Raw genomic sequence first — 15524 nt, forward strand, 5'->3', positions numbered from 1 at the left:
TCTGTATCCAACCGTAGATACAATTTTTTAATTCGAATTATTACATTTGCTAAATTAGCAAGCTTCTGTATTGGTTGTAATTTAGACTTTGGTCTCTAAATTTTAAACAAGCACAGCAGGCTCTCTCCGAGATGCGTTATGATGCAACCATGGTGGAAAAACTTTAGGTAAAATGAACAGCTGGCTCATCATAGGGGTCTTGGCCCTCTACATTGCATTACTCTTTATCTGTGCCTTTTTTGGTGAAAAACACGCCAGTCGCCTGAGTACGCGTGGGCGCATGCTATTGTTTAGTTTAACTTTAGGCGTCTACTGCTCATCATGGACTTTTTATGGTGCTACAGGTGCCGCAGTTCGTGAAGGCATTATCTTTCTGCCCATTTACCTTGGTCCACTACTCTTCGTTGCACTGGGCTATGACATTTGGCGTCGTTTAGGGCGTGTCCGCCAGCACCATGCGATTTCATCCATCGCAGACTTTGTCGCAGCACGCTATGGTAAAAGCGGACCTTTAGCCTCAATGGTGACTATCCTCGCCGTCATTGCCATTATTCCTTACCTTGCCCTGCAGCTGCGGGCCATTGCCCTCAGTGCTGCGGTAATTTTAGAACCAACAGCAGGTAGCATTGCCTCAACCACCAACGGTGTCCTGTTCCTCACTGGCATTTTGGCCATTTTGGCCATGATTTTTGGAACCAGACAGATTGCCAATACCGAACAACATGGCGGTCTGATGTTAGCAGTTGCCTTTGAGTCTTTTGTCAAACTATTTGCTTTACTCTGTGTGGCCCTCTTTTTCGTGTTTGCTGCACCTGAAAATGTCCATCAAATCTCTAAAGACGTCGCAGAGACGTTCCATCAAGTACAGCTAATCGGTGTGCCCGATACCTTCTGGATTCAAACCTTATTAGCAGGGTTAGCGATCATTTGTTTACCGCGTCAGTTCCACGTCGCTGTGGTTGAACTCCGCGATGAAAAGCACATTCGCGGGGCACGGCGCTGGTTTGCTGTCTATTTAGTTTTAACCATCATTGCGATTATCCCGATTGCCAGTTGGGCGCTGCATGCAACGCCTGGTTATTTAGCGATCCCGGATGTCGCAGTCCTGTCTTTACCTTTGAGTTATGGACAAGACTGGTTAACTCTTTTGGCATTTTTAGGGGGATTTTCGGCCTCTACGGGTATGTTGTTGGTATCATCCGTCGCCTTATCTATCATGCTGAGTAACGACCTAATCATGCCAGCTTTATGGCGCACAAATGTGCTATCACGTCATGACAAGCGTCTACCTTTGGTACTGAAATTCACCCGTCGGGTCTGTATTTTAGCCGTCATGCTTCTGGGCTTTTTGTTCTTCCATTTCTTCAATGACATTGACCAATTATCAGTCTTTGGCTTATTGGCCTTTAGTGCTGTGGCTCAGTTCTCACCGGCCCTCATTGGTGGTCTTTACTGGCGTGGTGGTAGTAAACAAGGGGTCTATGCAGGTCTATTGGCAGGTTTTGGCATGTGGGCCTACACCCTGCTGTTACCCACTGTATTACGCAGTTTGCCGGCTGAATATGCACACTTTACCGAAAGCTTTCTCAATTTCGGACCAATGGGTATTAACTGGTTACGTCCTGAAGCCCTGCTCGGTTTTGAATCCTTTGCCGCGCTTACCCATGGAGTGGTGTGGGCACTCGGTCTGAATATTATTTTATACATTTGGATTTCCCGTGTATTTCGTCCAAGCGTAGCTGAACAAATTCAGGCTGAAAGCTTTTTCTATTATGAAACCAAGCCACTGCCAACACAAAGCACGTCAACGGACATCAACTACATTCATCACGATGTTGCACGTTTGAAAGTCGGTGATTTGATCACCTTAGCCAAACGGATTACAGGCGATGGCGCAACCATGCGCGCATTTCAACAGTTCTGCGCACAAAACAATGTGGTGCTGAATGAAAACAGCAATGCCAACGGTATGTGGTGGCGTTTCACTGAACAATATCTGGCAGGCACCATCGGCGCTGCGTCGGCACGTACCCTGCTCACCACCGCGATGGTCAACAATGGTCTCGCACTTGGCCAAGTGGCAAACATTCTAGACCAAGCCTCACAATGGCAACGTTTTAATCAAAACCTGATCATGACCATGATTGACCACATGACCCAAGGGGTGAGTGTGGTCGATGAAAACATGTGTTTGGTGGCATGGAATAACCAATATTTAAAACTGTTTGATTATCCTAAAGACATTGTCTATGTCGGTTGTCCAATTTCTGATTTGATTCGATATAACGCAGAACGTGGCGAGTGTGGCCCAGGTTCGGTCGAGGAACATGTACGGAAACGGATGCACTGGATGCAAGTTGGTAGCGCACATGAGTTTGAACGGATCCGTAAAGATGGTCGTGTCATTCAAATGCGCGGTAACCCGATTGAAGGCGGTGGCTTTGTCACCACCTTTGCCGACATTACCGCCTTCCGTGAAAATGAAGCCATGCTTGAGGCACGGGTTCAAGATCGAACTCAACAGTTGGCAGATGCATTGTCTGAACAACAACTGGCACGTGAACAAGCCGATAAAGCCAATATGTCAAAAAGTCGCTTTATTGCCGCTGCCAGTCATGACTTATTGCAACCAATGCATGCTGCACGTCTGTTCAGTACCGCTTTAGAACAAAGCGTACAAAGTGAAGAAGACCGCAAAACTTTACAACAGCTTGATCGTGCCTTACATGGTGCGGAAAGTATGTTGTCTGCATTATTAGATATTGCCCGTCTTGAAGGTGGCACTATTCAACCCAACCGTCAGGCTTATCCGCTACATGATTTACTCAGTGACCTTGAATTGCAATTTAAATCTATTGCCGCACAACGAGGTATTCGTTTCAGCGTACATGATGCGCAATTCTGGATAGATACCGACCCGCAGTGGATTCGTCGTATTATTCAAAACTTTGTGAGTAATGCCCTGCGCTATACTGCCAAAGGCAAAGTGGTGGTGGGTGTACTTCGTTCCAGTGATCAACCACGTCATATTCGAATTGGGGTTTGGGATACAGGCCCCGGTATTGCAGAAGAACAACGAATCAAACTGTTTCAAGAATTCGAGCGCTGTGGCCATACCTCGCCATGGGGTGAACAAGGTTTAGGTCTGGGCTTAGCCATCGTGCAACGAATGACCAGTCTGCTCGACTACCCTGTACATGTCTATTCAGAATATGGCAAAGGCTCCTGCTTTATGATTGAAGTCCCGATCATAGACCCACCAAAAGTGGTTGCTGCACCTGTACAGGCCGTTCCACTCAAAACCAAAGCCTATAAAATTCTGTGTTTGGACAATGACGAAACGATTTTAGAAGGGATGTCGACGTTACTCACTAAATGGGGCTATCAAGTGTTTAAAGCGACTGAACCTGAACAAGCGTTTGAAATGATTCAGCAAGAAAACATTCAGGTCTGGTTGGTCGATCAGCACTTGAATCATGACAAAATCGGGTTGGACTTCATTTTAGCCAACCGTCAAGAAAACGTGCCTGTTGCCTTAATCACAGCAGATTCAGATCCTGAGCTGCCTCAACGGGTCAAAGACATGAATATTGTATTGTTGAAGAAACCATTAAAACCCGCCTCATTACGTGCATGGCTCTCGGGTTTAAAAATTTCAAACACTGAATAAATTCGCTACATGTATTCACAAACCTCAAGTGATCCTATTTGAGGTTTGTCAATTTGAACCTCAAAATCTTAAGCCAAATGACTAAAGTTTCGCCCCCACTAACCAAAGTGATCATTTTGAGTATATTTGAGCCCATTTAAACTGGCTAAAAATTACACATTTACTTTTACTATGGCAAAATACACCAGTTACATTAGTGAACACTTGTATACTTAGTTACAATTTTTTAAACCATTGTTTTATATTAATTAAATATATTGAAAAATCAAAAATACGACTTTAGTCGTATTCATATCCATAAGGCATTGGCAGATAACTAGGACTAAGAAAAGATCAGTTTTGTCTAAATGTGTGCCTTCTTTCTTTAGCTCAAGAAACTGATCATCCATATCTCATATTGGAGTTTTACGATGAACATTTCTAAAGCCATGCCACACGGTTCAGATCAGTCACAACAATTCTTACGTCAATATAGTGCCAATGCATTTTTACCAACAATTGACTGGCGTGAACTGTTTAAACAAAGCAAGCTCAGTGAAACCCATGTTCAAGCCTTAGACACCTTGTATCACAGTGCTGTCCCACTCGCATTGCAAGTGTTTGAACAACTCGATTTTGATGTGTTCCAACCAGTAGCCTACCAGCCACAAGGCTTAGGTCTGTTTGAAAAGCTGCAACAACAAGAACAGCAATTACTGCTCGCCTTAGAGGCAGAAAGTAGCGGTTTAAATGAAGATGTGCGTCATCAGATATGGAGTATGTTGCTCCGTGGCGGTGCAGTGCTGGTGTTTAAAGCATGGCTTGGTAAAGTCAAAACCGATCAGGATGAACTCGACACTACCCAGTTTGACCAACTTTCGGATCTACTCTTTATCAAGACCCCACCACAAGTTTTAGCGGAACGCTTAGCTATTAATGCTCAAGGTACTCAAGATCATATTTTCCTGATGTATGACAACGAAGTTTATTTAGACCGTTTCAACAGCCTCGAAACTGCTGCACTTTTTGTCGATCTTGGGGTATATGATGCAGCCTTTTTAAGTCTAAGGGATGATCGTGTCGCAGCCTATTTAAAACAATTGGGCTATGTCTCTGAAGAGCAAATTGATGACCTGCAATGTGCTTTAAATCCTCTGTTCTGTACAGATGTTACCAGTAAACAAAATTGCTTGGCTTAAGTCCAAAACATAAAAAAAGCGCTGATGTTTCAGCGCTTTTTTTATCTCAATGATTTTATATTTTCTTTTCTTCAATATTTAAAGCATTGATCGCCAGCACAGCTTGAGTTCGGTTTTGTACTCCAAGCTTACGGAAAATAGCAGTCACATGTGCTTTAATTGTCGCTTCTGAAACATCAAGTTCATAGGCAATTTGCTTATTCAACAAGCCTTCTGCCACCATCATCAATACACGGAACTGCTGTGGGGTCAAAGACTGAATACGCTCAGCCAAAGCTGTTTCATCCGCTGCACGTGGGTCAAAGTTCATGTTCGCAGGTAAATTTGGTGGTAACCAAATTTCGCCATCTAAGACTTCACGAATGGCTTCGCCAATATGACTTGGGTGTGCTGATTTTGGAATATAGCCCATTGCACCATGTGCAATTGAACGTTGAATAATCGAAGTTTCTTCATGTGCAGAAACCACAATAATCGGCAATGATGGATACTGAGCACGGACATGTACCAATGCTGAAAAGCCTGAAGCACCAGGTAAGTTTAAATCCAATAACACCAAGTCAGGTTCAGGACCTTTTTCAAGGCGTTCATAGAATTCGTTTACTGCAGCTGTCTCATGAATCTGAGCTTGCGGTAAGCTATAACGAACAGCTTGGATCAACGCATGGCGAAACAGCGGATGGTCATCAACGATTAATATATTCATAAGCAACGAGAGATTTCGAGTGCACTAGTCTTGACTATTCTAACCATACAAGTGCCGATAAGGATATGCAAAGTATAACTTTTTTTCACTTTATCACGCTTTATGCACTAAAACGGCAGCAAATTCAGTTCAATCCCACAATATAAATAACTAATCACATTTTGATATAAATTTTATACTCATAATGAAAAACCTTATTTAAACTAAATATATATTTTGATTTCAAATGTTTGAAAAAAAATTGGAGTCCATTTGAAACACAAAAAAGATATATCTTAAAATCTGATAACTTAACGCTATTTCTTTATTTTACAGTCTAAGCCGAGATATTAGATAAATAAGCCCATTCCGAGATACAACATTTTAGGGCTTTTCTTATGTCAACTTTACTGCAAAAACCACTCAATATTGTCGCTGTGTCAGGTGGTTTAAATACCCCGTCTAAAACCGAAGCGCTAGTGCAAGAAATTTTAAATGAACTAGGTGAAGCAACCCCAATCCATGTACATTTTATTAAGTTTAGTGAAATTGGACATTTACTTGGTGGCGCAATTTACCGCAACCAACTGCCACAACGTGTGCAAGATGACTTAGCCGCGGTCGAAGCTGCTGATGCATTGATTGTTGGAACACCAGTTTACCGCGCCTCTTTTACGGGCTTGTTTAAACATTTTTTCGACTTTGTTGAACAAACAGCACTGGTCGATGTACCAGTACTACTTGCCGCATCGGGTGGCAGTGAACGCCATGCACTGGTACTTGAACACCAACTTCGTCCACTCTTCAGTTTCTTCCAAGCGCAAACTTTACCGATTGGCGTCTATGCCACAGACAAAGACTTTACCCCAGCGTATACCATCCAAAGTGAATTATTACGAGATCGGATTACTCTTGCGGTAGCTCGTGCTTTACCCATCCTAGAGTGGGCCCCTGCGAAAGGTCAGCGTGCAGAAGTGGTGAAAGAAAAGACCCAACTAGCCAATCAGAACTTGGGTATCAACACGCAAATTGAACAAGACGATGTACTGCCTTCAGCTGCGGTCCCAAATTTAGATGCAGCTGAGTCTCGCTTGCATCAGAAAAAAGCCAAACCACAAGTCGCTTAACGCAAAAAGCATGGAGAGGGTTTTCACATGTCACAACAGAATAAAAATATTACGTTTGCTTATTGGGTTCCCAATGTCAGCGGTGGCTTAGTGGTAAGTAATATTGAGCAACGCACAGATTGGAGCTATGACTATAACGTCCGTTTAGCGCAGACTGCGGAAAAGAATGGCTTTGACTATGCTCTAACTCAGATTCGTTTTACTGCGGGTTATAACGCAGAAAACCAACATGAATCGGTCAGTTTTAGTCACGGTATTTTAGCCAAAACCAGCAAACTCAAAGTGATTGCAGCCATTTTACCTGGCCCGTGGAAACCCGTGCTTGCCGCAAAACAGCTTGCAACCATCGACCATTTAACTCAAGGACGTATTGCGATTAATGTGGTCAGTGGTTGGTTCCGCGGCGAATTTGATGCCATTGGTGAAGCATGGCCTGAACATGACCAACGCTATGCCCGCTCGGAAGAATTTATTCGTGCATTAAAAGGTGTTTGGACCCAAGACAACTATAGTTTCAATGGAAAATACTACCAGTTCAAAGACTACACCTTGTCACCCAAACCTGTGCAGAAGCCACACATTGAAATTTTCCAAGGCGGCAGTTCTCGTGCTGCACGGGATATGGCATCGCGGGTTTCAGACTGGTATTTCACCAATGGCAATACCCCTGAGGAGCTTAAAAAACAGATTGATGATATTCGTGCAAAAGCCCAACAGAATGGCCATCAGGTCAAAATTGGGGTGAATGCTTTTATCATTGCCCGAGATACAGAGGAAGAAGCGAAAAGTGTTCTGCAAGAAATTATTGATAAAGCCAATATTCAAGCGGTTCATGCCTTTGGCGATGCCACCCGTGAGGCGGGTGCTGCAACACTTGAAGGTGAAGGCAATTGGGCCAAATCGACCTTTGAAGATTTAGTTCAATACAATGATGGCTTTAAAACCAATTTGATTGGTACACCACGCCAAATTGCGGAACGTATTGTGGAATTAAAAGCCGTTGGGGTGGATTTAATCCTTTCAGGTTTTTTACATTTTATCGAAGAGGTTGAATACTTCGGTGCCAAAGTGTTGCCATTGGTTCGTGAGTTGGAAGCTCAACAGCAATCCGTTGAGACTGCCAAATCTGCTTAGCTCGGTAAGCAGCAGACACGAACTAAAAAAATAATAATGATAGGTGACTCTATTCTTCCCTCAAGGCTCGGCTTGAGGGTTTTTTTATTGGTGTATAATCCGTACAAAGTAAAAAATAACCCCTTGATATGAACAACAACCCACTCTTGAAATTCATTAATCTCTCTTTGGCCTTTCTATGGGGCTATCAGGGTTTAGTCCCTAAAATCCTTTTTATCAATCCCGATGAAATTGCCATTTGGCAAACTTTTGGGTTTTCCTACGCACAGGCTCAACTGGCAGGTCAGCTCTCAGGTGTGCTTGAGTGTGTTTTTGCTTTATTGTTCCTATTTAATTCAAGTAAATATCTGCATTACCTCAGTATCTTCAGCTTAGTGTTTTTATTCGCATTGGTCACTTTTCTGATACCAGACAGTCTTGTTCGTGCTTTTAATCCTGTGGTCATGAACCTTGCCATGATCAGTCTATCCATTTGTTATTGTATGCTTCGCAATCAGGAAACGGCTTCCTTTAGTACACAAAATAAAGGATCAATATGACTTCAAAATCAGGTTGCATCGTCATTACAGGCAGATCTAAAGGTATCGGCTTGGGTTTAGCTCAAGCCTTCTTAGAACAACAACAAGCCGTGGTAATATCTAGTCGAAATAGCACAGATTTGCACAGCGTCTTGCAACAGTTGCGATATCGCTTTCCCACTGCGCAGATTCATGCCGTCACGTGTGATGTCACGCAGATCCATGAAGTACAAACGCTTTGGGATGAAGCTGTTCAACAATTTGGCGCTGTTCAGATTTGGATTAATAATGCAGGCAGTTGTACGGCGACTCTGGACTTTAAAGATCTCACAGCAGCAGACATACAGACAGTGGTTCAAACCAATATTCTCGGCAGTATGTTCGGCTCACAAGTGGCCTTAAACGGCATGCTGGCACAAGGCTATGGTCAAATTTTCAATATGGAAGGTTGGGGTACTCGCGGCGAATGGAGTGCAGGCATGACGATCTATGCCACCACCAAACGTGCCGTAGGTTACTTTAGTCAAGCCCTGTTTAAAGAAACCAAACAGACCCATATTCAAGTCGGAACGCTCAGTCCCGGAATGGTAGCAACCGACCTACTGGTGTCCTCATGGCAAAATGGCAATGTGCAGCACTGGAACAAAATGAAAAGGCTATTCTTTTTTATTATTGATCCACCTGAAGTGGTCTGTCGCTATTTGGCTCAACGCATTTTAGAGAATAAGCGTCGCCATAGTCGCATCGTATGGATGACGCCATTACGTCTGTTGCTCCGATTTTTACGACCCTATTATTGGCGTCGGAATCCCATCAAAGATACAGCTCTAGCGCACCTCCACTCAAAATAATGCCACATCAAGTGATAGATCATTTACATTAAACATAAACCCCGAATTAGGAAGACTTCTGATGTACACAGGTATCGTACAAGGCTTAGAGAAAATCTTAGATGTCCGTCATGGTGATGGCTTTAGCACCTTTGTGGTTTCAAATACCCACAACTTTTTTCACGATGTCTTCATCGGTGCAAGTGTAGCCATTAACGGCACCTGCTTAACCGCGACGCATATTGATCTTACCGCCAATCAAGTCCATTTTGATGTCTCAGATTTGACTCGACGCCTGACTACTTTAGGGACTTTACAAGCAGGTGATGAGGTGAATATCGAACGTTCAGCCAAAGTCGGAATGGAAAATGGGGGGCACAACTTGTATGGACATATCGAAGGAACAGCCACGGTCAAGCAGCTGAGCCGTCACGGCGAGACCTTACATGTGGATCTCCACATTCCAGAGGGCAATATCAAATACTTTTTCTTAAAAGGCTTTATTGGTCTGAATGGTTGTAGCCTCACCATCAACCGTGTTGATCGTAACAGCCATGAAATTTCAGTTGATTTGATTCCTGAAACCTTACGTTTAACCACGTGGGCATCGGTAAAAGTGGGGGATGCGGTCAATTATGAAATTGATCAAATGACACGGACGATGGTCGATACTTTAGAGAATATCCATCAGCGTTAAGATCGCTCTTCTATCTCATTCGACTGCATCCTATATACATGTTTATAGCGCAATCCAAACCTGTTGTTGCTTATGCTTAAATAAAAATACCGTCTGCTTAAGACGGTATTTTTAGGCCGATTTTAGCCGTTTGGATATACTTCTTTAATCAACACCTCGACCACTTGTGGTTCAGCCAGCGTCGATGTATCGCCCAAACTATCTAACTCGTTCGCCGCAATTTTTCTTAAAATACGTCGCATAATTTTGCCTGAACGTGTTTTTGGTAAAGACGGCGCCCAATGTAAGGCATCTGGGGTCGCCACAGGACCGAGTACCTTTCTCACCCATTGAATCAGCTCTGCACGGAGTTCTTCCGTTTGCGCTGTGCCCGCTTGTAAAGTGACAAAGGAACAAATTCCCTGCCCTTTGATGTCATGCGGCATCCCCACCACCGCAGCCTCAGCCACTGCCTCATGTGCCACCAAAGCACTTTCCACTTCAGCCGTACCCAAGCGATGCCCTGACACATTCAGCACATCATCCACCCGTCCTGTGATCCAGTAGTAACCATCTTTATCACGGCGTGCGCCATCACCCGTGAAATATGTACCTGGATAGGTTGCAAAATACGCTTCGATAAACCGCTCAGGGTCCCCCCAAATGGTTCGCATTTGTCCCGGCCATGAATCCTTAATCACCAGATTGCCTTCAGCCTCTCCTTCTAACTCGTTACCTTCAGCATCGACCAAAGCAGGTTGAATCCCAAACAAAGGACGCGTTGCAGACCCGGGTTTAAGTGGTGTCGCACCCGGAAGTGGAGAAATCAAAATCCCGCCTGTTTCGGTTTGCCACCAAGTATCCACCACGGGGCAACGACTTTCCCCTACCACGGTGTAATACCAATTCCATGCTTCTGGGTTGATCGGCTCTCCAACAGAACCAATTAAACGTAAACTGCTACGATCACTCTCACGGACAAAGGCATCCCCTTCACGCATCATGGCACGGATCGCTGTCGGTGCCGTGTATAAAATTGTCACATTGTGCTTATCCACAATATGCCCTGTACGTGCCCACGTTGGGTATTGTGGAATTCCTTCAAACATCACCGTTGTCGTTCCATTCGACAAGGGTCCATACAGCACATAAGAGTGCCCCGTAATCCAGCCCACATCGGCGGTACACCAAAACACATCATCTTGTTTTAAGTCGAATACTTCACGGAAGGTGCTATTCACATAGGTTAAATAACCCCCTGTGGTATGCAGTACGCCTTTCGGTTTACCCGTTGAACCTGATGTATATAAAATAAACAGTGGATCTTCTGCATTCATCGGTTCAGGTGGACAGATCTCGTTGACAGTCATGATTTCCATGTGATACCACAAATCACGTCCTTCTTTCAGCGTGATCGGATTACCTGTCCGATGTACCACAATCACGTTTTGTACCGAGTCTGTACCGGGTAGATTCAATGCCGCATCTACATTTTCTTTCAGCGGAATCGGTTTACCCCCGCGCATTCCAGAGTCTGCGGTAATCACAATTTTAGCTTGGCTGTCATCAATTCGGCTCGCCAATGAGTCAGGCGAAAAGCCACCAAACACCACACAATGCACGGCACCGATTCGGGCACAGGCCAACATCGAAATGGCTGCTTCTGAAATCATCGGCATATACAGCACCACACGATCGCCTTTTACCACACCATGCTTTTTCAGGACATTGGCAAAACGACATACTTCATCATACAGTTCAGTATAGGAAATAATCTTATGGCGTGAAGGATGGTCACCTTCCCAAATAATCGCAGGTTTATACGGATGCTCTTTTAAATGTCGATCAAGACAGTTGGCGCTTAAGTTCAGTTGACCATCTGCAAACCATTCAATTTTAAAATTATCTTTATCATAACTGGTGTTTTTAACTTGACTAAACGGCTTGATCCAATCCAGCTTCAAAGCTTGTTCAGCCCAATATTCATCAGGTTGTTCTAGTGATTTTTGATAACGCTCAAAATATTCTTGCTCATTGGTGCGTGCAGTTTTTTCAAATTCAGCAGGTACAGGATAGACTTCTTTCATATCATACTTCCTTATATTCTGGCTCTCATCGCGAGAGCTTATGCCACAGTTATTGGTTTTTTATTGGACTGCATAACCACAGTATGACGATTGTTTTTTAAACAGATCAACACGGCTTTGGTCGTATATTATTTCTACAATTTAAAACACATTTTATAGTGATCTTTCAATGAGTTCCTGTGTCAAATCCGTAACATGAACAGCCCAAGAGGCTGTAAATAGGTGCGATCTGATCTTTTTTAAGTATATTGTTACATTTAATCGTTCTATGGCCGATATAGCAGCACTAAGCACACCTTAATCCAAAATTTAACCGAGTTAAAAATGAAGAGAATGGTTGATTTAGCATTGTCATCAGCCAATGCGCCAATCTCATACGTTTTTCTCTATTAAATACACACAATTTTCAGGCAAAATATGCCAAATTTTCAGTGATTGGAAGACCAGTGTCAGAACAAACCCCTACCTTGAGTGAAGTTGCGCAAGGTACGTCAGAGATGCTACATGACGCGACTGCAAAGACCACGCAAAGTGTAATCGCACATACGGCAAAATATAATGACGCCTATTCCACCATCGACAAATTTGTCGATGGTTTTTGGGAGCGTATGCCTTATTTTTGTATTGCGCTGATTACGTTTATCATTTTTTATCTACTCTCTAAGCTGTTCAAACTGTTTGTTCGTAAAGCACTGTCTGATCGCTCCTATACCAAGCAGAATCTTGTCCTTGTCCTAAACCGTGTCGGCAGTTCAGCCATCATCTTTATTGGTTTTCTGATTGCCATGGTGATTGCAATTCCTGGTTTCACACCCGGTCAGTTGATGAGCGCTTTGGGGATTGGCTCAGTTGCCATTGGTTTTGCCTTTAAAGATATCTTCCAAAATTTGCTTTCGGGAATTCTCATTTTATTGAGTGAACCCTTTAAAATAGGTGATGACATCATCGTCTCGGGTATGGAAGGCAATGTTGAGGATATTCAAATTCGTGCCACTTACTTACGCGCCCCAGATGGTCGTCGTATTGTGATCCCAAATGCAACTGTGTATACCAGCGCTGTTACGGTCAACACTGCCTATCCACGTCGTCGCTGTGAGTTCTTGGTCGGTATTGGTTATGAAGATGATATCAAAAAAGCCAAAGATATTATTTTAGGCATTTTAGACCGAGATACGACTATTTTAAGTCAGCCGGGTTTTAGTGTGAACGTCGCTGCACTTGCAGATTTTTCGGTGAATCTTAAAGTTCAATGGTGGGTTAACACCACAGAAACCACGGTATCTGGCTCAATCAGTGCTGTACAAGAATATGTGGTGGAAGCTTTTGCTGAACATGATATTTCTATCCCATACCCTGTTCAAGAAGTTCGCGTAGCGAAGAATGACAGCTACCCAATGGATGCTTCAACCGCCAAATAAGCGTCCTAAAACATAAGGGATCACAGTTTCAGTCCGAATAATACGGTTGCCTAAGCTCATCGCTTGGCAGCCGTTTTTTACAAGGAGTTCAACTTCATAAGGAATAAATCCACCTTCTGGCCCGATCACAATCGTACAGGGATGTTGAATCGCAAAAGGCATGTTGGCATCGCTATAGGGATGTGCCACATAGGCAGGCCTATCGGCTGAAATCAGGCTTGGCAATTGATCTTCAACAAAAGGCTTAAAGCGTTTATAAATTTCAATTTTTGGCGCAACCGTATCGCCTGCCTGCTCTAGCCCCAAAGTCACATAGTGATCCAACTGTTGTAAAAATGGGGTTTGCCAATAACTTTTATCGACCCGATAGCTGTGCAGCAAAATGATTTTCTCAATCCCTAAAGTCACCGCATCCATAATCAAACGACGTAGAACTTTAGGGCGTGGCATCGCCACAATTAACGTCACCGGCAGTTTGGCGGGTACAGGTTCTTCATGTAAGGGTTTTAAGCGTATAGCTGTTTCAGAGACGTCCATCACTTCTGTAAGATAACGCTTTCCATTTTGTATCCCGACTTTTAAAGTATCACCGACTTTAAGCTCTAAATGCTGATGTAAATGTTCAAGCTGACGCTTGGCACGAATGGACCAGAGTTCAGATTCAGTTTGGCGCGGATCTAAGAGAACGATATTCATAATAAATAGAAAAAATCCAAACAGTGGAGGCCTAATCAGCACATGCCATCGTGAAAGGCGACAAGGATGTCGCCCGCTGGGCTGAGGTACAGGATGTACCTTCAGCGCAGCAAAAGATTTTTGTTACTTTTCATCTTTGAAAAGTAAGAACTGCCTACGCAAAACCATACATAAAAGTTACAGTATTTGTAGTAATGACAAACTCACTCAAATTTTATAAATAAGCATCAATCACTTGAATATGCTTTTTCAAAGAACCCGTATTTAACTGCATAATTTGCTGTGCCGCTTGATTCAGTGTATTCGCTTGCTCAATATCCTCTAACAGTGTCATCAACACTGCGGCAGCCTGTTCAGCATCATCAACAACTTTCACTGCATCGGCTTGTACAAACTCATCAACAATACTTTGGAAATTAAAATAGTTTTTGCCCAAAACTGTTGGCACATTTAACGCAATCGGCTCTAAAATATTATGCCCACCCCCGGGTTCATTCAGCGAGCCACCGACAAAACAGGTATTCGATAAGGCATACCATAACCACATCTCTCCCATTGAATCGGCTAAATAGACTTGAGTTTTTGCTTCTATTCTTTGTCCCGTACTTCTGCGAGTGGTGTTTAAATTTAAACTTTGCGTGACATTAAAGACCTCATCAAAACGCTCTGGATGACGCGGTACCACAATACACAACAGTTCAGGCTGTGCATCCAAATATGGCTTAAACGCACTTAACAATTTTTGTTCTTCAGGTGCATGAGTACTGGCCATAGTGATGATCTTACGTCCAGCCAATGACCATTCTTGCCTGAGCTGAGCCGCCTGTTTAACAAATGATTCAGGCGCATGAATATCAAACTTAATACTCCCCACCACCTGCGTCTTTGACTGAACTGCACCGAGCTGGATAAAGCGCTCCGCAGTTGCCCGATCTTGTGCCAAGAGCTGATCTAGTCCGTGTAACATTGGTTGCGTCAGGCTAGATACTTTGGCATAGCCTTTGGCTGATTTTTCAGAAAGACGGGCATTCATCAAAATACATGGCACCTGACTCTGCCCCGCTTGGGCAATTAAATTTGGCCACAGTTCCGTCTCCACCAAAGCCAAGAGTTTAGGCTGATACAATGCAAAGAACTGACGAACTAAGGGCTTCTGATCTGCAGGTAAATATACCGCTTGGAACAGGTCTAAATAAGGTGCTTTTAAAAAGAGTGATTTGGCCCGTGCCTGACCCGTTTTGGTGGTATTGGTCACCAAGACTGGATGACCCGCTTTTAAGTAATGCTCGATGAGAGGCTGCGCTGCATTGGTTTCACCCACCGACACCACATGGAACCAAATCGCTTGGCGATTTTTAACGGGTTGAAATGGCCCGAAACGTTCGAGACATTCTTGTTGAAACTGTTCTGTACTCTCTGCACGTTTTTTTATTTTAGACTTATACAGCGGTTTGATCAGCGCAAGTGCTGCGTTATACCAAAAAGGAGTAGCCAAATACGTGCTC

General features: G+C 43.6%; 12 protein-coding genes. 8 read left to right on the forward strand and 4 right to left on the reverse strand.

Going from position 1 to position 15524, the window contains the following annotated elements; translation table 11 throughout:
• The first annotated feature begins 172 nt into the window (after positions 1-172).
• On the forward strand, positions 173-3670 hold the full coding sequence (locus ACE01U_RS03595) for a hybrid sensor histidine kinase/response regulator (protein WP_086209147.1): 3498 nt from the start codon (positions 173-175) through the stop codon (positions 3668-3670).
• Between the two features lie 410 nt (positions 3671-4080).
• A complete protein-coding gene (locus ACE01U_RS03600; protein ID WP_086209148.1) occupies positions 4081-4848 on the forward strand; it encodes a hypothetical protein in 768 nt (255 codons plus the stop codon).
• A gap of 55 nt (positions 4849-4903) precedes the next feature.
• On the opposite strand, the gene ACE01U_RS03605 is transcribed toward ACE01U_RS03600, so the two are convergent.
• Entirely contained in the window at positions 4904-5554 is a 651-nt protein-coding gene (locus ACE01U_RS03605) for a response regulator (protein ID WP_086209149.1), read from the reverse strand.
• Positions 5555-5931: 377 nt separating this feature from the next.
• On the opposite strand from ACE01U_RS03605, the gene msuE reads away from it, so the two are divergent.
• The 5 genes from msuE (at position 5932) to ACE01U_RS03630 (ending at position 9839) form a co-directional block, all read left to right on the forward strand.
• Positions 5932-6660, forward strand: a complete 729-nt coding sequence (gene msuE, locus ACE01U_RS03610; protein WP_086209150.1) for an FMN reductase — start codon at positions 5932-5934, stop codon at positions 6658-6660.
• A gap of 27 nt (positions 6661-6687) precedes the next feature.
• Positions 6688-7794 carry a dimethylsulfone monooxygenase SfnG gene (gene sfnG, locus ACE01U_RS03615; RefSeq protein WP_395578727.1) on the forward strand — a complete coding sequence of 369 codons (1107 nt, stop codon included), beginning with the start codon at positions 6688-6690 and terminating at the stop codon, positions 7792-7794.
• A gap of 128 nt (positions 7795-7922) precedes the next feature.
• Positions 7923-8333, forward strand: a complete 411-nt coding sequence (locus tag ACE01U_RS03620; protein ID WP_291373803.1) for a DoxX-like family protein — start codon at positions 7923-7925, stop codon at positions 8331-8333.
• The gene (locus tag ACE01U_RS03625) at positions 8330-9163 is read left to right on the forward strand and encodes an SDR family NAD(P)-dependent oxidoreductase (protein WP_395578728.1); all 834 of its coding nucleotides are present in this window, start codon (positions 8330-8332) and stop codon (positions 9161-9163) included. Before ACE01U_RS03620 ends, ACE01U_RS03625 begins: the two co-directional genes overlap by 4 nt.
• Positions 9164-9224: 61 nt before the next feature.
• Complete coding sequence (locus tag ACE01U_RS03630; protein WP_395578729.1) at positions 9225-9839, forward strand: riboflavin synthase subunit alpha; 615 nt, start codon at positions 9225-9227, stop codon at positions 9837-9839.
• 122 nt (positions 9840-9961) lie between these two features.
• Here the strand turns inward: ACE01U_RS03630 and acs are convergent, their stop codons facing one another.
• A complete protein-coding gene (gene acs / locus ACE01U_RS03635; RefSeq protein ID WP_086209155.1) occupies positions 9962-11905 on the reverse strand; it encodes an acetate--CoA ligase in 1944 nt (647 codons plus the stop codon).
• 446 nt (positions 11906-12351) lie between these two features.
• Between acs and ACE01U_RS03640 the strand changes: the two genes are divergently transcribed.
• Positions 12352-13323: a mechanosensitive ion channel family protein gene (locus tag ACE01U_RS03640; protein ID WP_119063296.1), complete on the forward strand. Its 972-nt coding sequence runs from the start codon at positions 12352-12354 to the stop codon at positions 13321-13323.
• On the opposite strand, the gene ACE01U_RS03645 is transcribed toward ACE01U_RS03640, so the two are convergent.
• Both ACE01U_RS03645 and ACE01U_RS03650 read right to left on the reverse strand, forming a co-directional pair.
• Positions 13309-14019: a 16S rRNA (uracil(1498)-N(3))-methyltransferase gene (locus ACE01U_RS03645; RefSeq protein ID WP_395578730.1), complete on the reverse strand. Its 711-nt coding sequence runs from the start codon at positions 14017-14019 to the stop codon at positions 13309-13311. The genes ACE01U_RS03640 and ACE01U_RS03645 overlap by 15 nt on opposite strands.
• A gap of 214 nt (positions 14020-14233) precedes the next feature.
• The gene (locus ACE01U_RS03650; protein WP_395578731.1) at positions 14234-15514 is read right to left on the reverse strand and encodes a 3-deoxy-D-manno-octulosonic acid transferase; all 1281 of its coding nucleotides are present in this window, start codon (positions 15512-15514) and stop codon (positions 14234-14236) included.
• Positions 15515-15524 lie beyond the last annotated feature (10 nt).

The sequence above is a fragment of the Acinetobacter halobius genome, assembly GCF_044130335.1.
Taxonomy (GTDB): domain Bacteria; phylum Pseudomonadota; class Gammaproteobacteria; order Pseudomonadales; family Moraxellaceae; genus Acinetobacter.